Here is a 20,809-nt window from a genome sequence, read left to right as displayed (position 1 = left end):
GTTATTTCATTCCTCTATTCATTGAAAACACCTATTAAAACATCGTATAATAAAGGCACAACCCTTCGTATTTCATTTCCCTTGAAAGGAGGAGGTACCATGCCCTCCCCATTTCTATCCCTCATCATCCCCTGTTACCGAGAAGCCGAACGACTTCCTTCTACCATAAAGTCCCTACTCTCTTGGAAAGAAACCTTCCCTCACTCCCTTGAAGTCATCCTCGTCATTGAACCTTCCCCTGATGAGACCTTGGATGTAGCACGTTCATTAGCCAACACCCATGAATGGATGACCGTCATCGAGAATGAGCAACGACTTGGCAAGGGTGGAACCGTGGCACATGGCATGAAACAGGCAAATGGCGAATGGAGAGCCTTCTGTGACGCCGATGGGGCGACTGACTTTTCCTTCTTCACCCAAGTCTTCTCTCAAACCCCTCTGCCTTCCATCATCATCGCCTCCCGGGCTCATCCGCAGTCTCAACTCATCCCCAAACAACCTTTCTTCCGTCAACTCACCGGACTCTTGTTCCGCTATGCTACCCGCCTCATCACCCACCTTCCCTATCCCGATACGCAATGTGGCTGCAAGGTCTTTCACCATACCCTCGTGCCAATTCTGTTTGAACCCTTACAAGAACAAGGGTTTGCGATGGATGTAGAACTTCTCCTTAAAGCACGACGCCTTCAAGAACCGGTACTCGAACTGCCGTGCATTTGGCGAGATCAACCAGGTTCGACCGTTCACCCCATCCAAGATGGCCTTCGTATGCTTACGACCCTCATTCGTTTACGAAAACAACTCATTCGAAAGGAGCGACTCGCTCTTGAATCCCAACATCTATCATCATATGAATGAACAAGAAACCTCCCACTGGTGGCACCGAGCTAGACAGGAAATGATTCTTTCTTTCCTCTCGGCTCAAGGGGTGTTATCCCCTTCGCACTCTGTTCTCGATGTCGGGTGCGGCACTGGCTTTTTCTTAGATACGTTAAAAGAGAGCGGTGTGAACCGCTATGGCATGGATTTTCATACAGAATCCCTTCTTCTTTGCCAACAAAAAGGCATTGAGGTCATCGAAGGATGCCTTCCTCACGTTCCTTCCCTTGTTCCAGTGGATACCGTGTTGCTCTTAGATGTGTTAGAACACGTGAAAGAAGACCGAGAATCGTTGATTCACTTACAATCCGTTGCCAAACCAGATGGGCATTTGCTCCTTACCGTGCCTCTTCATCCGTGGCTCTGGACAAGTCACGACGAAGCCCTTCATCATGAACGCCGTTACCGAAAAGACGAACTACTCTCCTTGTTTCAGGAAACCGGATGGACTCTCGAGTACGGCACGTGTTTTCAAACCCATACGTTCCCGCTTGCTGTCATGTCTCGACTTTTAAAAAAGATGGGAGTTCCGCTCGATGAACAAAAAACCCCTGCTCCGTGGTTGAATGAACGCTTGTATCAGTTGTTTAAAAGAGAAGAATCTTCATTGCTTCAAAAGAAAACCCACTCTTACGGCTTAAGTTACTTTGCCTACCTGAAGAAAGGAGCCTAGTTTCATGAGACTTCCTCAATCCAATCTAACTCTACCATCCTGGTTGTTTTACTCGTTTGCCATGGTGATCATCCTTCTGCTCTTTGGTCGACTGACTCCTGCTTACGCCATATTCAATTCAGATATGTACTTTCATTTGGGAATTGGAGAGTGGATGTTGGACCATCGCCAAATTCCCACTTACGCCATTAACAGTTTTGATCCTTCTCTTCCCTATGTGACTCATGAGATTTGGTTTCAATGGGCCCTTGCTTGGCTATACCAAAAGGGAGGATGGAATTTGGTTCACCTAGCCTCCTCTCTTTGTTTGTTTTTTACCGTCTATGCCATGGTCCGTCTTTTACAAGAAGGGAGAGAAACCAAAGATTTAACCGGAATGGATGTGTTCATTCTTCTCCTTCTTCTATTGCCGATGATGATGATGTTTTTCTCGATCCGCCCTCAAATCGTATCCGCGCCTCTCATCGTGTGGGCATTTGTCTGGATGGTGCGGTTTACCAAGAAACCGAGGATGTGGAGAGCTCTCATCCTAGTAGGAAGTTCCTTTGTTTTAGCCAATGTTCATGGAGGAGTGTGGCCTGTCCTTTTCGTTTTGTGGGGCATTGTTGTCGCAGCCTATGTGTATCAGGAAAAAAGACTCCCCCTTTCTTTTGTGATTCTTTCCATTTCTCAATTTGGGGTGGCTTTGTTCAATCCGGGTGGTCTCGAAAACATTCTTTACATTCTTCTTGTTGGAGGAGATCCACGAGTAGCAGAATGGAACGAGGAATGGAAACCACTTGTTTACACATCACATCCCACTCTCCTTCTAGTCTTTTTGCTGTTTTTGTTCTGTGTGTTTCTCATGAAGAGAAATCCTCTTTCCCTCTTCCTTGCTCTAGGGATTGGAACGTTAGCCGTTTCAGGATTCAAACAGGCTCATTTCTTGTTTTTGTTTTTGCCCTTCTTCTGGGGGTTGGTTCCGAATACGAACTTGCTACGTTTTTCTCTATCATTCTCTCGTTTTCTCTTGTTGTTTACACTAGGGGTTGTTGCCTATGCAGGAGCCGGTATTTTGCCTGAAAAAGCAGAAGCGAACCCTAACTATCCAGTCGAAGAGATGGCCTATGTGAATCAACACTACCACCAGCCTAAAGTGTTAGCCGACTTTAATGTGTCGAGCTACATTCTGCAGCAGGGAGGTTCGGTGTTAGCGGATGGTCGCTGGGATCCGTTCCAACAAGATGAAAGCAGAAAAGGTTCCCGAAACTTTACCGCTCTTGAGCGTTCTTACTACATCACGAAAGGGCATCTTCCGATTCTGCTAGAAGAGATTTCCCTCTCTCACCCAGATGTGCTACTTCTTCCGCACAATCCTGACGGCACTCGCCCATTTGAAGAAGAAGCGATCACGAAGCGATTTGGAGAGCCTGTCTTTGAAGGAACGTGGGGCAAAGTATGGGATGTGAAGGAGGAAACCCCATGACCACGTTTGTCATGCTCTCCTCTTCTTTAGCCCTCTACCGTCAGTGGCGAAAAGCGGAAACCTTGGATGAAAAACGAAAGTGGCGAAGAGCGTTTGGTTTCTCCCTTCTCCCTTTGACGGGTATTGTTTCGTGGAATCTATGGCTGTTTGTCATTCTCCCCTTTTGGATTTTCTTCAAGACGTGGTAAAAAACGTAGAATGTACGAGAATTCAAGCGGATTTGGACCCTATTTCTTTCAGAAGAGACGGGGTTCTTTTATCTGAATTCTGTTTTAAGGATTTCGGACTTGATCCAGAAAATCCACTACTTGATTTCAGATTATCCGAATTTTTCACAAGAAATTCGGACTATGAAGAAGACGAGCCTCTCTATGGGCTTACAGTGTGGTACAATAAATCCAAATAATTCTTGTAGAGATTTCGGAACCATTCGATGAGCGAACCTGAGAATCTATTTTCCTTTCCCTTATACCTACTAAAAAAAGAAGAAAATCGCCGGAAAAAGCCGGAAAAAGAGGGCTGGCGAACGATAATCCCTTGTCATGTCCGATTTTCACGATTTTGCGCCGATTCTTTCGCATTTTTACTAGGTTGGTTCTAAAGGATAGAACAAATCCAGAAACGTAAGGAGTGATACAGATGGCTCAAACGGAACGTACCCGTAGTCTACTCACTGTATTTACGACGAAAAAAGAATTGTATTTGCTCTTGATCACGACCGCTCTATATCATGCCCCGGCAAGACGAAGCGGGTTTGACCTTCATGAGAAAATCAAGCGAGAATCCGGCGGGTTCGTTGGGATTGCTCAAGGGCACCTCTATCCACTCCTCCACCAGTGGGAGCGGGAAGGGTTTTTGAGAAGTGAGTGGGAGCGGCATGAGAATCCGAATACGAAGCGAAAGCGTCTCTACTCGTTCACCGATGCTGGGGTTCGGCGTTACCAGGAATTAAAAGCCTCCCTCCTTGCGAAAACAGATGCCTACCTTCGTTTCATGAATACCGTGGTTCAAGTAAGTGAGGAATCATTCCTCAAAAAAGAGGGAAACGAAGAAAAAGTGAGTTTACAGTCGTTTTTAGCCTATTGGGTCACGAAAGAGTGTGAAAAGACGCCTCACTATGCGTTTTCTATTAAACGAGCACTAGAAGAACGGCTTCCCGACTGGAAGATTTCGGACGGCACCTTGTATCCACTTCTGTCTCAGCTCGAGATGACTGGACTCCTACGAAGTCGCTGGGGCAATGTCGAAGACGGTTCTCCTCCGAAAAGAAGAACCATTCGCCTCTATGACACGACCTCAAAAGGCATTGAGTATCGTCGGAGTTTCGGAGAATGCTATTTAACCAAGTTACAAGAGCAGCAGAAAGAAGCCGAGTTCATCGCCCGATTTGTCTACAACACGTCTACGTTCACTCCGAAGACGTTAACAGAACGTGTACATGGATGAATCCAAAGAGGTGACTTGCATATGAAGAAGAAAAGAAGAAACTTTCGAGACATGGAAATTGAAGTGGTGATCACGAGTAGTGGCGATGAGGATGCGGAAGATTTGTTAGCGCCCTTGTTCCTCAAATGGATAAACGAGGATGCCGGGTACGAGAAGTATGAAATCGTTGATTGTAAAGAAAACATCAACCCCTCTCAATAAAGAGAGGGTTCTTTTTTTGCATAAAAAATCTGAACGCCCGAAGGAATTCAGATGACTCGCTCTATCCGAAATCTCTGTAAGAATTCGGATCAGTACGCTGTTTTGGGTGCATGTAAAATCACGTGATCTCCTGCCTGTAAAGGATACAAGCCTTGCGGGAACTCTAAAACGTAGTGAGCCTCCCGGATGTTGGGACCGATTTTCCACGGCTCCATCGAATCGGCGTAGATGATTTTCCCCGCTTGATCCAAGTAATACACATCCAGTGGAAAACGCATGAAGAACATATGAATCTGGCGGGTATTCGGAAATAGAATGCCGTAATCTGGGGTGGGTTTCGTGAACATGAACCCTTTGAGTCGCTGAGTGAAGGTGAGGGCGAATTTCACCGGAAGATAGACTTGACCTTGTCTCGTTTGAATGGGGAGAATACGAGTTTGCATGAGGGGCCTCCTTATGGGTAATAGATGCTCATAAAAAGGGGCTTAACAAGCCCCTTGAATCCGTTCTTTTAACAGGGTTAATCGCTTGGGTTCTTGCCCAAAGTGAACCCCACGTTTGAACTCTCCGATGTCTCCGAAGAGATTCAATTTATCTTTGGCTCTTGTCATGCCGGTATAGATGATGCGTCTTCGAATCATGAAGCGATGCTCGGCACAAAATGGCAGGAACACGACTTTCCACTCACTTCCTTGGGATTTATGAGTCGTGGTGGCATAGCAAAGTTTCAACTCATCAAAGCGGTCACGGGTATAGAGTTTAATGTCTCCCTCGTAATTGATGAGTAATCGTTCTTCTTCTCCGTTGGCTGGGTCTTCGGGTTGGTAGAACTCCACATATCCGATTTGCCCATTGACTAACCCTTCCTCTTCGTTTTGCGTCATTTGGATGACTTTGTCTCCTTGACGGAATACGGTGTTTCCAAATTTCACTTCGGATTTAAAGAGAGCAGGAGGATTAATCACGTCTTGAAGCACTCGGTTCATTTCATCGACTCCGAACAAATGCTTACGCATCGGAGAAAGGAGAATGACTTCATCTAACCCCACTTCTTTTACCGCCTTCACGTATGCTTCCACCACATCATCTAAAAGCGTTGCTTGGTCATCATGATGAATGAAGGAGAAGTAAGGGTCGTTTGCGGTGCATGGAATTTTTCCTTTGGATACGTTTAAGGCACGTTCTAAAATGGTGCTTCCATTCTTCTGGCGATATACTTCTTTTAGCGTCGTAAACGGTACTTCACCACTGTTCATGAGGTCGGCTAACACTTGACCAGGACCTACACTCGGAAGTTGGTCATCGTCTCCTACTAAAATGACCCTGCAACCCTTTGGAATGGCTTGAAACAAGTGATTCGCTAAAGGCAAATCCAGCATCGACACTTCATCCGCTAGGAGTAACTCATAGGAAATTGGATTGAATTGATTGTGTTTAAAATCCCATTTTCCATTATCGAGTTTATAGTCTAGGAGTTTGTGAACGGTGTAGGCTCTCGTTCCAGTGGATTCGGTCATGCGTCTTGCAGCTCGACCCGTTGGCGCACATAGCCCCGGCTGAATGACTCTTCCCTCTAGTTGTTCTAAGCAATAGAGAATCGCCTTGATGATGGTCGTTTTTCCACTTCCGGGTGGTCCTGTGATGATGGATACCATATTCGTTAAGGAACGTTTAATCGCTTCTCGTTGTTGGTGGTGAAGCGTAAACCCTTCTTGTTGTTCAAAAGAGGTGAGAATCGCATCCATTTCGCTAAAATCATACTTTTTGGTTCCTCTTAATCGTCTAATATGAGTCGCTAACTCTTTTTCATACTTCAAGAGATACGGAAGATATACGCGATCTCCCTTTTCCATCGCTAGTTGATTTGTGCGGATCATGTCTAAGAAGGTTTGAGTCAGAATCGCTTTGGCTACGTTTCCTTTTTTTGTTAACACTTTTTCCGCTCTCATCTTTAACTCGTTCGCTTCTTGAAAACAATGACCATTATTCATGCTCATTCTCATCGCATGCATGTATCCTGCTTGAAGTCGTTTTGGGTGGTCAAGAGATATGCCGAAGTAATCCGCTAACAAGTCACATAGGTCAAATCCGATTCCTTCAAAGTCTTTCATGAGGCAATACGGATTGTCACGCAACGTGTCCATCGCTTCGTCACCGTAGCGTTTAAAGATTTTGAGTGCCATGTTCATGCTAATGCCATACGGTTTTAGATTCGTGAACAACTCTTCAGCAACCTTATTCTTTTGGTGTTTCAGTTGAGCCTTTTTCACCGTTTTGTGACTAATGCCTTTGATTTGGGTGAGTAGCCCTGAATCTTCCTTAAAGACTTTTAAACTTTCTTCGGCGGTTTTGAAATGCTTAATGATTTTTTGAGCCGTTTTCGGTCCAAACAAGTGAGACAAGTACGATAGAGCGCCCGCCTCCCCTTGATCACTCCGAGTGGCTTTTGTGAATCGGAATTCTTTTCCGTATTTGCTCTGAGTGAAGTCTCCCTCAAACAAGAACAATTCGCCTCGCTTACACGTCATCATTTCCCCGACGGCTTTGACTTTTCCTTGAGCCGTACGAATCTGTAACACTGCCCACTCCATGGCATTTTTAAAATATTTTGGGTACTGAATGTAGTCTATGACTCCTTCAATCTGCATGAATCATCATCCCCCTCGTTCGTTTATCGTAATTTCATTATATCACATTATATACCGATATTCTACTTTTATAACCTTTATTCATTGAAAAAGTAGCCATTCTGTGCTACAATAATAGTAGAAACAACAAGGAGGAACTTAGCAGATGTATGTGATTACGAGCCTGTCGAAGTTGCACCAGATTCACCAGCAAACGAAAAAACTTCCTCAATCGAAAACCATGAAACGCCTCGTTGACCAGCAGAAAGCAGCTCTGGAAGAATTCAATCATTACGCCAAGATTGGTCAAGATGACATAAGCATAGAACCTGAAACCTATCAACTCTTTCAAGGAGTAACGGAACCAGAACTCCTCTCTCATTTACATGAGCTCGTGGAACGGTTTGGGTTTGAAAAGGTACAAGAATCATTGGAACGTTTGAAAGGGTGATTCTATGAAAAAATCCAAAGCCCCTGATTTTCAAGTCGTGGCCAAGAAAAACTCCCCCGGTTTTTCAGAAGGAAATGTGTATGACGCTTACATCTCGAACAAAGGTTGCACCCTTTTTGTTCGGAATCGTTTCGGCTATCTGTCGGCTCAAGCCTATCACAAGGAAGGGTATGCTAAAGACCCTGTCTATCATTCTCTCTTTAAGAAAGCCACACACCCCGCTCTCATTTACGAAAGTGTCTTGAAACGAGAAACACAACCCGTATAACCCTAATCAATCATTGAGATTAAAGGAGTGTATCGAGATGAACAAAGGTCGAGTGTTAGAGATGTTACAAGCGTACGGCGAACAACAAGAGTTTCTATGTGGGCAGTACATTGAGTTTCTTCCCTCCTCTCCTTCTATTCGATATTGTGCAACAGGCTATGTTCTCTCTTTAGGCGGCATGAACCCTCAAGAAATTGAATCCCTAGACCGACACGCTCTCTCTATCGAGGCGATACGTCTTTCTAATCACCTCGTCTCCCAAAAAGTCACTCAGACGATTGAATCTCTCGGACTTACGTTAGAGGAGATCCAGGAACTTCAGCTCATCAATGATGGCTGTTTGGGCTATGAGGAACAACATGCTGTGATGGATTGGATTTCAGCAAAACAACAAGAAACCCTAAGTCTCGTCGGGTAAGGCACAGCCCCTTCTTGTGTTCGGAAGGGGTTCTTTTCTCCAACTTTTATTTGTTTATTGTTATGAATATCGGTATAATATAAGTATATCAGCATGTATATCGAGAAGAAGAAGGACACTTACATTCATAGGGGGAATGTACCATGGCTAAAAAAATGAAAGAGTATCAAATCAAGTATTTCATGTTTGGTTCTGAAGGCATTGCAATTTGGAGAGCTAGTTCACCCATGCAGGCGAAACAACAATTTTTACGCACCTACAAAGGTGCTGCCATTCTCGAAGTGAAAGCAGGGTAACGCCTGCTTTTTCTTCACTCTCAATCATCACTATTAGGGGGAATGATTCATGAACGCTACTCAACCAACGTATACGGTGAAAGTTGGACATTCGTATCAAGTGTCTGGAGACGAAACACAGATTCGGGAATGGATGTATGAACGCCTTGGATACATCCTTGGGTACTATCCTTCCTTAGAATCTAGGGATGATGACGGGGAGTTAGAGGTATACCTTCATACCGAAACGGATGAAGAGTTAGAACCTGAACAACTCGCTCAACTCGAAAAACTTGGCATTACGGATTGCAATTCACTAAATGCGATTCTATCTGTTTGTGGAGGGACTCTCCAGTAGAGTCTCTCTCATTCACTTTCTAAAAACTAACTATTCTTACGGGGGAAATCTTAATGAAAAACACAACGATTAAACTTAGCGAGCAAGTAGAAGGACTTTTTGGTGCATTTGATGAGCATGAATTAGAACTTGGCCAGAATCAGTACCCAGACCAAATGGAGTCGCTCTTGTGCGATTACTTGGCGTCTGTCGGTCTCTCTGTGGCTACCTTCACCATTGAGGAAGGAACCCTTTTCATCGATGATGACGGCTTTCCTTGTCGCCAAGACACCGTTCGTTTTGAGTGTGGCGTTTCGATTCTGGTTGAGACGGTTCATCACTCCGAGTGGGATTACTATTTTGTTAGGCTGGTAGAGGAATCCGAACCTTCCCTCGAAGAACAAGTCAAAGCCCTTGGTCTTTCTGTTGGTTGCGCCATATCCATTCTTCACAACCAAGTAGACGATGATTTACTAGAATGGCTGGAAGAACAAGAGATGAATCGTTTCGTGGTCACGGAAGTCGATACAGAGGCGTTTCTCGTGTGGATTGAAGGGTGTGACTATTCCATTTCCATTGATAACATCTTGGTTCTAAACCAAATCGATGAAGAGATGGATAAGGCTTTGTTTCCGAATACTAAACAGGTGTTTACTCAACCTCTCATTCAAGTGAGATCCACCAGAGAAGGAGGTAAGGTATCCACGTTCTACGTGGAAGCCGATTCTTGCCGTGAAGCCGAGAACATCGTGAAAAAGGAGTTTCCAGAGTTCTACTTTGGAGCGAACTACTTTGATGCAAAAGGGAACTTCTTAGCCGTTCCCGTCAAAACCTATTTCTTAGAGGAAATCGAACGGTTCCTGAACGAACAACCTCATCAGGATTTCGTAAAAGCAACCACGTATGCAACGGGTGTTACGGTTGATTTTGCTCGGAACTGTGACTATACGGGCGTTGTGGATTGGGTAACCTCTGTTGTGAATCGCTTAAACCTTCCAACGTACTCGATCTATTCGCAACACGCTCCTGACTTCAAAACCTTTCAAGTGGTGGTAAAATGTTAGCCTTGTCTGTGAAGAAGAGCAGAGCTCTTCTTTGCTTATGCCTTACATCATTCTTACAAAGAAAGGAGTTTTCCCATGAAACCTACCTGTACCTTTCAGTTTCACGCCATGCAACCCTTCTCTCAATCCTGCCGTTTTGTCGTTCAAGTGTTTTTAGAAGATTGCTATGCGGAGTACCTTCCTCAACGCACCCCTATTCTCGTATTCCTCGAATATACAAATCAACAAACCTTACAAAGCATATGGGCGATGGAGCAGTTTGTGTATCCGGCTTACCGGATCCCGGAACCCCTTGTTTCTACGCTCCACTTGTTCTTGGAGATGCACCCAGAAACCGAGCCATGGTTCTCCCATACCACCACCCCCTCTTCGTCATAAGGGGGTTATCTTCCGTACTTTTGTGACTCTTCCATAGGAAGAAATTAAACTAGAAAGAAGGGATTGTTCTGCCCACCCAACTGAAACACCTCATCCAACGATTCTCCTGGTCTTCCCTTGCTCTTCTTGCCTTCCTCCTTGTAGGAGCGGTTCAAGCAGAAGCCAAGACCATTGAAATCATTACCCACCAAGAAAAAATCACCCCATCCGCTACTCAAGGTAGTGATTTACCAACCGCGAAAGAAGAGATGCACGAAATCAAGCAAGATTCTACCTTCCCCTTTCAATACTCTTCTCCAGAGGGTATTCTGTTTGTTAGCGATACCCCTACTTGGAACCATGAGAAACTAAAAGCCTTGTATCAAGCATTCAAGCCGAGTATCAAAGGGGAAGAACGAAAAGCGTTAAAACGCATTGTGGTGACAAAGGAATCCGTTAACATGCCTCTTGGGGCGACCATCATGCGAATCAACCTGGACCCGAAAACTGGTAAGCCAATCAACCTCTTGAACGACGCCGAGATTGTGCTCTTTTACGGCGATCAAATTACCTCCATCGAAACGATTAACCTCACCCTTTCTCATGAGTATGGGCACTTGTTCACGTACTACTGGATGATTCTAAAAGAACAAAAATTCCCGGATGACCAAAAGACGAAGTGGGCGTCTCATCGAGGCATTCAGCAACACCCAGATGTTCGCTGGCGCAACTCCGCACTCCCAAATAGTCACCTGTGGAGTCCCTCTGAAATCATGGCGGATGACTTTGTGATCCTTTTTGGATCACCCGTCGGAAAATCGAAACTCGTTCGAGACCCTCAAGACTTTTACTACAACAGCACCTATGTATCTCTCATTGAGAATCAATCCATCCCGCCTGTCGCTTCCCTTCCGAACGTACAAACCTATTGGGAGTCACTTGCGAAACTAAAACCAACCCTTTCTTCTCTCCTGCAGCCGAAGATGAAGTCATTAGGACTTTCACCGACTCAAGACCCTTACAACCCAATCTACACGTTTACGTTCACGCCTGCTACAACCAGCCCTCAACGACTCTCCTACCTCATGGCTATTGGTCAACAAGGGGGAGAACATCACTTTAACCTCTATCAATCTCCTATTTCCTCCTCTCCCGTATTCACTCTCCCTCACCAAGACATTCAACCCGCTTTCTATGGAAGTAAAGTCTTTGTAAAAGTCTATGCCCTTCACCCGCTCTCCCAAAAGATTGTGTACTCAGAAGCGGTTTGGTTTGATGCGACCAACCCTTTCCAGCCTATTCTTCTACAAGAATCCAAAAAAACCGTTAAACCTCCCGTCAAACGGATTTCTAAAAAAGTCGCCTCGAAACTGAAAAAAGCCCCCATTCCACCCAAGAAAAAATAGATAAATCCGAAAGGAGATGAACTCGTGTTTGTCTTTGGTGTATCGACCGTTCTATCTGCAAAACAAGAACAGCTCCTCTTACTGGTGATGGGAGGGTTTCTTCTCCTGGTCATTCTGGTTTCTCACATCGTCTTCTTTTGGGGGTTACATCAAGAGAGAAAAAGAGAGATGGAGCGAAAAAAACGCAGAGATTTTCAAGCCAAAAAGAGCAAAGCCAACGGGCGAAGAGGTTCGTCACAAATTCGTCAAAAATAGCTCATAAGCGCCCTCTGTTCGTTGACAGAGGCTCTTTTTTTGAGGTATCATACATATATGAATTATTTATGAATATCGGAATTGAGGTGAACAAAAAAACGATCGTTTCTTTTCTCCTTCGCATATAAACCGTCTAAGATTCTTCTATTAAATCCCCGAAAAAATTGACTAGGAGGCTCCATTCATGAACAAATCCACCGTTTTTCAACAAATCCACACTGGCTTAAGCCACTATGTTCAAAACCTGACTCCAGAAAATGTTCCCCTAATGAGACCGAAGATTGATGCCTTGCTGAACATACTAACTGAACTTGAGCATTTACCTAATCTTGTGACTTCTATTCTAAGCATTCATCCCCTATCAGAATCCCCTATTCCTGCTCCTGCAGCAGACATCCAACCCCCTCTTGTTAAAAAAGAAAAAGAACGACCAAGTGATGCCTATGTGTTTGAACGAAAACTACAAGGCGGATTCCTTCCGGAAGGCAATATCTTTGTTCCAGAGAGTATCATCCGTAGCCTTGGGATTGAACATGGCGATGTGGTAAGAGCCACCGTGAAAAATCCACACTCGAATCCTCCTCAATGTTACTTCGAAGTGGTAGAGAAAGCGAAAACCAAAGCAGATGCTCCTTCCCGACGTCAAATCTCCCATGCGGTGGTGACGAAAGTGGCGGGAGAGATGTTTGCTGAACCTGTTGACCGTGAAGCCCTTACCGAAGAAGAACGTTACCGCACGTTTCGTATCAGCGCCACCGATTCTATGAAATTTTTCTTAGAAGAAGGCGATGTCATTGATATTGCTTACTACGACAACAACTCCGATGCGGGCGTAAAAGTCATTTGGAAACACTCTACTGATGGCCCTACTCACAAAACCCCTCTTCCTTCTTCTCATTACAAATCCAAAGAGGACCAAGAGCCACAAGAACATACCGTCACCGTCAACTACAACGGGTCAAACGTGTTAGTCGTAGGTGGGGATTGCCGGAAAGCCCGTTACCAAGAAGCGATTGAACGTTGCAACGGGGAATTCAACCTTTTAGAAGGAACGGCTGATCAGTCTCGCTTAGAATCTGCGATTAAACGTGCGGATGTGGTCGCCATCATGATAGAATACACCTCTCACCAATCTTCTTGGGATACGGTAAAATTCTGTAAGCAGTACGGTGTGCCGTTTGTCATTCGGAACACGATGGGTGTCAATATGCTTCTGGTCGAGACCGCTTCTGCTCTTCAAAAACCTGACCTGTATATGGAAGCCTCCGAAGATCTTCTTCAAACCTCTTAATCCATCCTGACCTCCCCACTAGCCTGGGGAGGTTTTTTGGTGTTGTCGAACGATTATGAACTTGTCGAAACCCACTTCTATCAAGGGTTGAAGCCTTCAGTATAAACACTTATCAGACCGTGACATTGCGAGAAGGCTAGAGAAGGATCCGATGTTTTTTGATCCAATACGAGAGGGTAGTGCCCAAAAGAGGAGTAAGACATACTCCTCTTTTTTAACTGGCTTGAGTTTGAATCGAAAACCTCTCCAATAATTCATCGTGTTCTTTTTTGGAGACCTGACGAAGCACCAGAGGGCGCGGAGCAACGGCTTCTCCTGTTCTCGTCACGACCAAGAACTCTCCCTCTTGAAACCCCACGACTGGACACCATTCCTCATTGCAGTACAGCGCTAACTTCATCTCGAATCCCCCTACCCAATTTTTTGAAATTCCATTTCAGATGGAATGACTTCAAGCCACAACCACTCAGGCGACCCTTCAATCGTTCCTCGTGTCTTTTTTCGTTTTTGGAGCAAGGAATCGAGCTGGTGGTAAAACGTAAGATACGATTGCCCGGTTTTGGCACAATCCTGTAAAAAGAGAAAAGGATGAACATAGAGTCGCTGCGTGTCACTCATGTTGATTCGAAGCAACACCCCTTCTCCTATCTTGTTTTGAATGAAACGAAAATCCCAGCGAATCTCCTCATGCTGTCGAATTAAGGTTTCTCCTAACAGAAAAACAAACGGCAAACTTTCTTCAAACAAAGCATTGGGGCGGATGTGAAGGAAAAAGTAGGGTTCGAATGCAACCAATGACGCTTCTTCAAATCGAACCCCCTCTCCTTCCCAACCGATTTTCTGAAACCACGAATGCAAGGCTCCCATCCGAAATTCATTGAATTGCTGTTTGCACCGTTTTTGCCATGCGACATTCAAACGAATCTCCTCCTTTTGGTTCTTATTTTTATTATATTCACATATTCTTATTATATACCTTTATTCTTTGATTTTGAAACACAATTGTGCTACAATATGAATAGAACCTGAATAAGTGAATGAAACAGAAGGAGGTTGGGAAAGATGTTGGGAGTCTTAAAAAAAATATCGAAAGAAGATGTGGCCAAAGAAGTGGAGCGGTTATCCTCTAGTTGGGAAAGCAACCCTAGCCCACTTCATCGAAAGAAACTGAAAACTCTCTCTACCCTTTTGAATCAGAAACGAATTGCCGACTTGGAGAACATGCTCGACTGGAAGTATCATATTCTCATGCTGAAACTGGAGCAACTTGAAAGCATTCAGGAAATTCGAGAAGTGGATGAAGTGTTACTGGAAGCCAAAAACGGAAAACTCTTACGAATCCCGCTTCATTCGAAGTATTGGCTGGTCGAAGAAGAGTGCTTGTTTTGGATGAGAAAGAGTTTAGAAGCCCCACTCTCCCATGAAGGATTTGAGCGATATATGAAAGCATTACAACTGTTGTGTGATAAATACGGGGTCGAAAATCCCCTTAAAAAAGGAGCGTAATTCAATGAACCAAGCCATACACGGCATTTCGATTAAGAGCATTTCTTACTTAGAAACCTCACGAGGCGTGGCGTATACTGCTCCCCTTCTGCTTGATGGAAAAGAAGTCGGCACCATAGAAAATCAAGGAAACGGCGGAGCCACGATGATTCGTATGAACCATGAGGCTCAGGAAGAATTTCAGTCTCGCATGAACACGTACTTTGCCGAGCAGAACCTTGAAACCGATGAAGAAGTGTTTGCCGAACACCTCATTGATGTTCATGAATTTGGGCGTGTTCTGACCGAAGAAGAAAAAGAAGTCATCTTAAATGAAGGATTGTAAGGTTTACTCAAAGAGCCTCCTCCCTCTTCTATTGGATAGGAGGTTCTTTCAGATCGATCACAAGGAGGAATTCTTATGAAAAAAGAAACCCCGCTTTATGTGGAAATTTGGAGGCAAGTGGCGAAGATGGTAGAAACCATGCCAAAATCCACCGTTCGTAACATCACTGATGTCGTTAAACTCTTACTGGAACAAGCCGAACATCGTGAGGAACAACAGGAACCTGAGAAAAAGAAGCCGAGACATATAGGCACGTTAACTCAAACCGAACCACCCCTATCCGTAATGGCCTATCTTTTCGAGTCTTCAGCGAAATCTCCTTCTACATTAACCGAAGAAGACGTGTGGGGAGCATGGGATGAAAACCGAATCGAAAAACGTTCCGAAGGCATGGTGGTCGCCAGACATCCGGAAGTCTGCCCCATCTTTGGGGACTCGATTCCTTATAAGAGCGTAACCGTGGTCTGCAAGGAAGAGCAATATCAAGACGTGTGTTATTGGCTCGAGTATGTGCATGGTGCTGGGTGTATTCAAGCCACCGCCCTTCTTCCCAATGATCGCATCGCCATTCGTAGTGAATATCAAGCCGATTAACTCGATTCCATTTTAAGGAGGAACCCTTGTTGAAACCAAAATCATTTGAAGAGGTCGTCAAATCCTATATCGGTCAAACCATTCAGACTGTTTACGGTCCTTCTTTAGTCGTCGGAATCATTGAAGAAGACGGAGAAAAACTCATTCACCTCAAGGAGTTTGGAGAAGAGGACTACACGATTGAATGTACCGAGGAAAAATGGAATGCTCTTACAAAATAGATCTCTTCTGACGAAGAGGTCTTTTTTCTTCTCTCCCCTACTATACATAACAAAAAAGGAGGGATGAGCATGACCACCCACACGTGGCATTTTCCAGAACCCATGAAGAACAAACCCTTAACCCGAGAGGAAGAAAAGCAGTTGTTTTATACCATTGCAGAGGGAATCGGAGACATTTTCGGAGAACCGGTAAGAGTGAACGCAGATGTCGGCCATCTCTTTGAAAAAAAGAACGGCAATAGGATGATCAACTACAGTGGGAAAGGGCTAACCCTTTACACGAGAGTGGAACGAAACATTTACCTAGAAGAGTTGTTTCCGTATGAGGATTCGACCTTGTTTATCGCCGACTTTTTCCTCACGGATCAAAATACAGGGATGGGAACCAAACTGATGAAGTACCTTCTTAAAGAACTTCAAAAAACCTCCATCCGAGCGGTGACGTTACATAGTGAAAATGAAAACAGCACCCGCTTCTGGAGTCGATTAGGATTCAAGCCGATGCCAGGAGATACTTGCCTCCATGGACGACCGTACATGTATCTGATGCTCCCCAAAAACAACCCGACTCCTTCTTCTTAAGGAGTCTTTTTTATTCCGTTATTCATTGAATATGTAGCATATTCGTGGTACAATAAACCTAACACCTATCCGAAATGAGGAATTCTCTTGAAAAAGCCTGTCGACCAGCTAGAAAAAGGAAAACGCTATGAAATCAAGATTATGGGAGAAGGTACGGGTATTTATGAGGTTCGAGGATTTTGGTACGACGAACGAGTCGGGATTGGGTATGTCACCTTATGGCCAGATGGAGCCACTCGTGCCTTTGATTGCCTGGGAGATGAAATTCTCTCTGTACGCCCCGTCTAGCCTCATTTTTTCGAGGAGGTTTGCAGATGGTAGACCAAAAAGTGAAAAAGGTTGTAAGAAATTGTGATGATTGTGGCGATTGCCAAGGCAACTGCACAGAGGTTGAAGAATCTTGCGAGGATATGTGCGAAGACTTTTGTGAGAATTGCTGCAACAAAGAGGAATGTTAATCGCTCCTCTTCTTATTTGTTTCGATTCTTGTTTTCTGAAAGGAAACAAGATTGGAAGGAGGAAAAGTCATGCAACGTGAACTGTTCTGCTGCGGGTGCGGATTGTTTCACTGGATCGAGGAATATCGAACGGGTGAAAACGGAATGTTACAACGAGTTCCGTACTCAGGCTGCCCTAATGAATCTTGCGATACCCATAAAACGGATGAGATTCCGATTTTCCATGTGGATAGCATGGGTTTTTTGTACTTTGCCGAGCGTCACAACGCCTTCATCGATGAAGTGAAATGGAGTTCCCCGAAGTATGCTCCAGCCTTTGCGATTGACGTGTACCGAAGGCAAGGAATTCCCATTCGGGATAAAAAGAGTTCTAACAAGAGAGATCAGACGCATGTAGCGATGAGAACCTCAACAGGAGAAGTGATTCAACTAGCAGAGAATCTATCCTTCAAAGAGGCTTACTCCTTAGTCATCGACATGAGGAGCAAGCAAGATGGAAACTTCTACTGGATTGCGAAAGTGACGGATCGTATTAAATAATCTGTTAATCCCTTAAAAGGAGAGAAACCAAGTGAAACAAAATCAATTCTCGTTAACCATCCAACAATTAGAGCGCATCGTCAAAGAAGCAAAAGCAGAAGGACGTGAAGACATCGTGACCTTCGCTTTAAAGGGAAATCGCTTAAAGGTTACTCAACAAGATTGGGGTCATAGCAAAACCCACACGGTCATGGATAAACCCTGCTAAAAAACAAAAAGGAGCGTGAGACTCATGAAAGTCCATATTTTTTCGCAAGATGCCTGTCTCCGGTACCAGCCGGATGCTCAAGGTAAAACCGTTCTCATCCGAGTCAAGGATCCAAACGATGACTTCCCTCTTCACCCTCATCAAGACCGCTTCTCAGATACCCTGCACCTTGCCTTTCATGACCTCACCCAAGACGATGCCGACAGAATGTTTCCCATTCAAGTGAATCTGTTTCAGGATTTTCATGCCCAAGCCTTGCTCACCTTTTTCCAAACCCATCAAGATGCTGATACGTTTGTCATTCATTGTCATGCTGGGGTAAGCCGCTCGGCAGCCGTAGGCATTTGTCTCGCACGGTTTCTTCGCCAACCAGACTTCGAAAGTCATATTCTCACCTGTGGAAACTATCTACCGAATCCCACCGTCGTGGACCGGTTTACGAGTGTGTTAACACAACTTCCACTCTATCAATCCATGGATTTTTCTCCCCTCACCTTGCCAGACATCCCGGATCATGTGGAGATCAAATGGTAGCAAGTGTTCATACGAATCGAGTCTGGGGTAGATTTTTGTTTCATCACCCACTAGGCATAAAGGAACGTTTGGTGAAACGAAAGGATTTTGTGAGGATTGTCAGTGAACCGTTTGGAGAAGTTCGAGGAACGGTGGTGGGAATTCGGCAATCCCCGCAGGATACACGTCACGACACTCTTACCCTTACAGCCTATCAAACTCATCCAGGAACTAAGCCTTTTCCGGAAGAGATGGAAGAGTACGTAGATAAACATGGAGCGCAATTTGTGAACGTACCTCTCTTTTGGTTCGAGGATTTTCTTGTGCAAGAAGATGAAAACAGTGCTCCAAAAGAGAAACAAAAACAAGCCTTACTCAATCGACGTATAGACGATGCCAAGAGCCTATTTCTTGACCCCCATTTTCAAGGAAACGAACTTTTAGTTGTTTACTATGAAACAGACAGCCAAGAGAAGAGACACATTCTTGCTGCCTATCGTTCCCTCTCCTATGCACATACGAATCATCCCATCCTGAACGTCAAACACCTAGAGGGAGAAAAAAAGGGTGAAGTCTGGCCCATCGAAGTAAAGAAAATTGTATGGGTAGCAAAGTATGAAGACATTGTGTAAAGAAAGGAGACCCTATATGAGACCATTAGGAAAAGTGCTAGCAGGATGTGGAGAGATTCTTCTCGCCCTCTTGTTTTTGTTTGCGAATCTCCTTGAAACCATTTTGACGTTTGTGGTCAGTCTGTTGAAGTTCCCACTCCGCCCGATTTGTTTAGCCACCAGCCACAAATGGGTGTACCACGGAAGCGGCGGGTGGATTTTCTCAGGACCCAAGTATCCATTCACGTGTTCGAGATGCGGATGCCGGAGCAACGGCAACATGGATGACCTCAAAAAGAAAGGCTTTAACGGAACGGCTCGATTGAAATAAAGACTTGAAACAGGAAGAGTTTTTTCTTTCTGTTTTATTTATTTATTCTTATTTTATTCCTATATTCATGATATACTAAACGTATCTACTTGTTTTTTGACACGATGAATGAAGGATTTTAATTCAAACTCTGAAATCCGTTTTACGGAATTCAGAACATTAGGGGGAATATTCATGAACATGCAAGCACCCATCATTACCGATGAACAAGAAACGATTCTTCAGTGGGCAAGAGACTTACAGGCGAAACATTACGATGTATCCACCATTGTTCAATTGCTCGTCACCTCTAAATTTGACAAAGTGTTAGACAAGCACTGGATCAAAGACGAGACCCTTCAAAAAGTCCGAGCCATCTACCACACCTACAACACTCACTATAAGAACAATATTCTCCTTGCGATTCATCTGGATGCTTACCGCAAAGAACATGACATCCGAGAAGGGCAAATCGTGACCAATGGCGAGTTTGTGGGGTTTGCTAGACGAGTAGACTACCAAAAGCGAACTTTCCAGTTGTGTTACGCCAAAGAAGACCGAGCAGGAATGGTTTCCATCATCAATGAGTTTTCCATGGATGACTTTGTCACGGTGGGAGGGAAATCCCGATGAGTTCTACCATCTGTGAACACGGGTTTCTGAAGCGTAGTTGCGAGACGTGTTACTTAAAAGAAGAAATCTCCATCCTGAAAACCGCCCTGCAGCAGATCGCTGATACGAAACAAACCGGATTTTCTGAAAGTGGTCATCAACAAGTCATCAAACTTGCGGAGAAGGCGTTAGCAAATTGTGATTAACTCTCTTACATTCTACTTTTAATAAGGAGTGATTTGATTGAAAAATTGGTTGTGCTGGTTGTTCGGTCATAGCAATAAGTTACCTGATGGAGCCTATGTGGTTAAAGGCGAATGTACATGCATGCGTTGTCAGAAGAAATATTGGGTTTAATCATTCTACCAATCATAAGGGGGAAATCCTATGAAACTATTAGATGTGGAAAGAGGCCCTTACGGCGGCACTCGAATCGATGTAAGCACACTAGATGTGGGAACGACGTTCTATGTATGTAACGGAGCCTGGAACGGTGAAATTGTGGAAGAGAATGGAGTTAAGAAACTCTCTATTGAAGGCGACTTACGGGACCTTCCCTCCTCTTACTTTCTGGATATTTCCGACATTCGCACCAAGGATGCACCGGACTCTCCCGCTCCACTCGAAGTCAAGATTCTAGTATCTCGTCTCGTGAACCTCTTCTTTAACTACGAGATGGAAGCCTTCTCTGAGTTGTTGAGCAAGGTCTACCGAGACTATGACCCAATCGATGCGGACCAAGTAGCCGTCACCACGAACATGTATATCCAACGCACCATCCGAGAACGAGCTGAATTGAGTCTTGCTTCTAAAGAGGCATAATCATGTTTCCTCACCCGATAAAAACCCGAGCCGTCTATTCCGATGGCTCTAAACAACGACTGGTGATTCGAGTTTCTACCGACTACAGCGAACG

33 protein-coding genes are annotated in these 20,809 nt (G+C 44.5%); 29 read left to right on the top strand and 4 right to left on the bottom strand.

Annotated features, from left to right (window positions below):
- Window positions 1-99: 99 nt before the first annotated feature.
- From ACFYKX_RS11625 to ACFYKX_RS11600, 6 genes are all read left to right on the top strand, one after another.
- Window positions 100-858 (top strand): glycosyltransferase, encoded by a 759-nt coding sequence (locus tag ACFYKX_RS11625; protein ID WP_389360557.1) that lies wholly within the window; start codon window positions 100-102, stop codon window positions 856-858.
- On the top strand, window positions 827-1,552 hold the full coding sequence (locus tag ACFYKX_RS11620; RefSeq protein ID WP_389360555.1) for a class I SAM-dependent methyltransferase: 726 nt from the start codon (window positions 827-829) through the stop codon (window positions 1,550-1,552). The genes ACFYKX_RS11625 and ACFYKX_RS11620 overlap by 32 nt, the downstream gene beginning before the upstream one ends.
- A 4-nt stretch (window positions 1,553-1,556) precedes the next feature.
- Complete coding sequence (locus ACFYKX_RS11615) at window positions 1,557-3,017, top strand: hypothetical protein (RefSeq protein ID WP_389360553.1); 1,461 nt, start codon at window positions 1,557-1,559, stop codon at window positions 3,015-3,017.
- The gene (locus ACFYKX_RS11610) at window positions 3,014-3,205 is read left to right on the top strand and encodes a hypothetical protein (protein WP_389360551.1); all 192 of its coding nucleotides are present in this window, start codon (window positions 3,014-3,016) and stop codon (window positions 3,203-3,205) included. The genes ACFYKX_RS11615 and ACFYKX_RS11610 overlap by 4 nt, the downstream gene beginning before the upstream one ends.
- Before the next feature lie 451 nt (window positions 3,206-3,656).
- Window positions 3,657-4,463, top strand: coding sequence for a PadR family transcriptional regulator (locus ACFYKX_RS11605; protein WP_389361188.1), 807 nt, complete (start codon window positions 3,657-3,659; stop codon window positions 4,461-4,463).
- A gap of 21 nt (window positions 4,464-4,484) precedes the next feature.
- A complete protein-coding gene (locus tag ACFYKX_RS11600) occupies window positions 4,485-4,664 on the top strand; it encodes a hypothetical protein (RefSeq protein ID WP_389361187.1) in 180 nt (59 codons plus the stop codon).
- An 89-nt stretch (window positions 4,665-4,753) separates the two neighbouring features.
- Here the strand turns inward: ACFYKX_RS11600 and ACFYKX_RS11595 are convergent, their stop codons facing one another.
- Entirely contained in the window at window positions 4,754-5,107 is a 354-nt protein-coding gene (locus ACFYKX_RS11595; protein WP_389361185.1) for a DUF192 domain-containing protein, read from the bottom strand.
- Window positions 5,108-5,149: 42 nt separating this feature from the next.
- Window positions 5,150-7,312, bottom strand: coding sequence for an SF1B family DNA helicase RecD2 (gene recD2 / locus ACFYKX_RS11590; protein WP_389361183.1), 2,163 nt, complete (start codon window positions 7,310-7,312; stop codon window positions 5,150-5,152).
- Window positions 7,313-7,457: 145 nt separating this feature from the next.
- Here recD2 and ACFYKX_RS11585 point away from each other — a divergent pair, with 145 nt between their 5' ends.
- The 9 genes from ACFYKX_RS11585 (at window position 7,458) to ACFYKX_RS11545 (ending at window position 13,413) form a co-directional block, all read left to right on the top strand.
- Entirely contained in the window at window positions 7,458-7,742 is a 285-nt protein-coding gene (locus ACFYKX_RS11585) for a hypothetical protein (protein WP_389361181.1), read from the top strand.
- Between the two features lie 4 nt (window positions 7,743-7,746).
- Entirely contained in the window at window positions 7,747-8,010 is a 264-nt protein-coding gene (locus ACFYKX_RS11580; protein ID WP_389361179.1) for a hypothetical protein, read from the top strand.
- A 37-nt stretch (window positions 8,011-8,047) separates the two neighbouring features.
- Complete coding sequence (locus tag ACFYKX_RS11575; protein WP_389361177.1) at window positions 8,048-8,428, top strand: hypothetical protein; 381 nt, start codon at window positions 8,048-8,050, stop codon at window positions 8,426-8,428.
- Window positions 8,429-8,571: 143 nt separating this feature from the next.
- On the top strand, window positions 8,572-8,724 hold the full coding sequence (locus ACFYKX_RS11570) for a hypothetical protein (RefSeq protein WP_389361175.1): 153 nt from the start codon (window positions 8,572-8,574) through the stop codon (window positions 8,722-8,724).
- A gap of 49 nt (window positions 8,725-8,773) precedes the next feature.
- Entirely contained in the window at window positions 8,774-9,061 is a 288-nt protein-coding gene (locus tag ACFYKX_RS11565) for a hypothetical protein (protein ID WP_389361173.1), read from the top strand.
- A 53-nt stretch (window positions 9,062-9,114) separates the two neighbouring features.
- A complete protein-coding gene (locus ACFYKX_RS11560; RefSeq protein WP_389361171.1) occupies window positions 9,115-10,104 on the top strand; it encodes a hypothetical protein in 990 nt (329 codons plus the stop codon).
- A 626-nt stretch (window positions 10,105-10,730) separates the two neighbouring features.
- The gene (locus ACFYKX_RS11555) at window positions 10,731-11,867 is read left to right on the top strand and encodes a hypothetical protein (protein WP_389361169.1); all 1,137 of its coding nucleotides are present in this window, start codon (window positions 10,731-10,733) and stop codon (window positions 11,865-11,867) included.
- A 24-nt stretch (window positions 11,868-11,891) separates the two neighbouring features.
- A complete protein-coding gene (locus ACFYKX_RS11550) occupies window positions 11,892-12,122 on the top strand; it encodes a hypothetical protein (protein ID WP_389361167.1) in 231 nt (76 codons plus the stop codon).
- A 289-nt stretch (window positions 12,123-12,411) separates the two neighbouring features.
- Window positions 12,412-13,413, top strand: coding sequence for a DUF2325 domain-containing protein (locus ACFYKX_RS11545; protein ID WP_389361165.1), 1,002 nt, complete (start codon window positions 12,412-12,414; stop codon window positions 13,411-13,413).
- A 214-nt stretch (window positions 13,414-13,627) separates the two neighbouring features.
- Here the strand turns inward: ACFYKX_RS11545 and ACFYKX_RS11540 are convergent, their stop codons facing one another.
- Window positions 13,628-13,813, bottom strand: a complete 186-nt coding sequence (locus ACFYKX_RS11540; protein WP_389361163.1) for a hypothetical protein — start codon at window positions 13,811-13,813, stop codon at window positions 13,628-13,630.
- Window positions 13,814-13,824: 11 nt separating this feature from the next.
- Complete coding sequence (locus tag ACFYKX_RS11535; protein ID WP_389361161.1) at window positions 13,825-14,331, bottom strand: hypothetical protein; 507 nt, start codon at window positions 14,329-14,331, stop codon at window positions 13,825-13,827.
- A 144-nt stretch (window positions 14,332-14,475) separates the two neighbouring features.
- On the opposite strand from ACFYKX_RS11535, the gene ACFYKX_RS11530 reads away from it, so the two are divergent.
- From ACFYKX_RS11530 to ACFYKX_RS11465, 14 genes are all read left to right on the top strand, one after another.
- The gene (locus ACFYKX_RS11530; RefSeq protein ID WP_389361159.1) at window positions 14,476-14,919 is read left to right on the top strand and encodes a hypothetical protein; all 444 of its coding nucleotides are present in this window, start codon (window positions 14,476-14,478) and stop codon (window positions 14,917-14,919) included.
- A 4-nt stretch (window positions 14,920-14,923) separates the two neighbouring features.
- Window positions 14,924-15,244, top strand: a complete 321-nt coding sequence (locus ACFYKX_RS11525) for a hypothetical protein (RefSeq protein WP_389361157.1) — start codon at window positions 14,924-14,926, stop codon at window positions 15,242-15,244.
- A gap of 75 nt (window positions 15,245-15,319) precedes the next feature.
- Window positions 15,320-15,838 (top strand): hypothetical protein, encoded by a 519-nt coding sequence (locus tag ACFYKX_RS11520; protein ID WP_389361155.1) that lies wholly within the window; start codon window positions 15,320-15,322, stop codon window positions 15,836-15,838.
- Window positions 15,839-15,867: 29 nt separating this feature from the next.
- Window positions 15,868-16,059, top strand: coding sequence for a hypothetical protein (locus ACFYKX_RS11515; RefSeq protein WP_389361153.1), 192 nt, complete (start codon window positions 15,868-15,870; stop codon window positions 16,057-16,059).
- 69 nt (window positions 16,060-16,128) lie between these two features.
- A complete protein-coding gene (locus ACFYKX_RS11510; RefSeq protein WP_389361151.1) occupies window positions 16,129-16,641 on the top strand; it encodes a GNAT family N-acetyltransferase in 513 nt (170 codons plus the stop codon).
- Window positions 16,642-16,728: 87 nt separating this feature from the next.
- Window positions 16,729-16,929, top strand: coding sequence for a hypothetical protein (locus ACFYKX_RS11505; protein ID WP_389361149.1), 201 nt, complete (start codon window positions 16,729-16,731; stop codon window positions 16,927-16,929).
- A 26-nt stretch (window positions 16,930-16,955) separates the two neighbouring features.
- A complete protein-coding gene (locus tag ACFYKX_RS11500) occupies window positions 16,956-17,099 on the top strand; it encodes a hypothetical protein (RefSeq protein ID WP_389361147.1) in 144 nt (47 codons plus the stop codon).
- Window positions 17,100-17,168: 69 nt separating this feature from the next.
- Window positions 17,169-17,639 carry a hypothetical protein gene (locus ACFYKX_RS11495; protein ID WP_389361145.1) on the top strand — a complete coding sequence of 157 codons (471 nt, stop codon included), beginning with the start codon at window positions 17,169-17,171 and terminating at the stop codon, window positions 17,637-17,639.
- A gap of 31 nt (window positions 17,640-17,670) precedes the next feature.
- The gene (locus ACFYKX_RS11490; protein WP_389361143.1) at window positions 17,671-17,847 is read left to right on the top strand and encodes a hypothetical protein; all 177 of its coding nucleotides are present in this window, start codon (window positions 17,671-17,673) and stop codon (window positions 17,845-17,847) included.
- A gap of 24 nt (window positions 17,848-17,871) precedes the next feature.
- Window positions 17,872-18,381, top strand: coding sequence for a hypothetical protein (locus ACFYKX_RS11485; RefSeq protein WP_389361141.1), 510 nt, complete (start codon window positions 17,872-17,874; stop codon window positions 18,379-18,381).
- The gene (locus tag ACFYKX_RS11480; protein ID WP_389361139.1) at window positions 18,375-18,992 is read left to right on the top strand and encodes a hypothetical protein; all 618 of its coding nucleotides are present in this window, start codon (window positions 18,375-18,377) and stop codon (window positions 18,990-18,992) included. Before ACFYKX_RS11485 ends, ACFYKX_RS11480 begins: the two co-directional genes overlap by 7 nt.
- Before the next feature lie 484 nt (window positions 18,993-19,476).
- Window positions 19,477-19,914 (top strand): hypothetical protein, encoded by a 438-nt coding sequence (locus ACFYKX_RS11475; RefSeq protein WP_389361137.1) that lies wholly within the window; start codon window positions 19,477-19,479, stop codon window positions 19,912-19,914.
- Entirely contained in the window at window positions 19,911-20,099 is a 189-nt protein-coding gene (locus ACFYKX_RS11470) for a hypothetical protein (protein ID WP_389361135.1), read from the top strand. Before ACFYKX_RS11475 ends, ACFYKX_RS11470 begins: the two co-directional genes overlap by 4 nt.
- Window positions 20,100-20,280: 181 nt before the next feature.
- Window positions 20,281-20,715 (top strand): hypothetical protein, encoded by a 435-nt coding sequence (locus tag ACFYKX_RS11465; protein ID WP_389361133.1) that lies wholly within the window; start codon window positions 20,281-20,283, stop codon window positions 20,713-20,715.
- Window positions 20,716-20,809 lie beyond the last annotated feature (94 nt).

Source organism: Cytobacillus spartinae, from assembly GCF_042865285.1.
GTDB lineage: Bacteria > Bacillota > Bacilli > Bacillales > Cytobacillaceae > Robertmurraya_A > Robertmurraya_A spartinae.
This window is presented reverse-complemented; position numbering and strand designations above follow the sequence as displayed.